The organism is Citrobacter sp. Cs237 (assembly GCF_030332325.1).
Lineage (GTDB): Bacteria > Pseudomonadota > Gammaproteobacteria > Enterobacterales > Enterobacteriaceae > Citrobacter_A > Citrobacter_A sedlakii.
The window spans coordinates 1-236 of record NZ_JAOWIB010000018.1 but is presented as its reverse complement, the minus strand read 5'-3'; the positions used below and the strand labels follow the sequence as shown (position 1 = coordinate 236).

1 protein-coding gene is annotated in these 236 nt (G+C 52.1%); it reads left to right on the top strand.

The features are described from left to right. The coding region (locus OGY07_RS00100; RefSeq protein WP_286597907.1) for a DUF6396 domain-containing protein at nt 1-236 on the top strand (236 nt) is incomplete at both ends.

The window sequence follows — 236 nt, the reverse complement described above, 5'->3', positions numbered from 1 at the left end:
GCACTCCGCTATGAAAAAATCTGGAAAATCCTGTCTGATTATTCCTACGCCAGTCCAACTGTCCCGGAAATCAACGACATTGTGCCGTTGCCACCGGCACCGCTGCCAGCCTGGGACGGTAAACTAAAATGGCTGGAAGAGCGCAAGGCCAATATTCCGCCAGCCAAACCGGGTGAATCGCTTATTGCAGAGCTGGCAAAAGCAAAACAGTTAAACCCGGTAACGGGTAAGCCGCT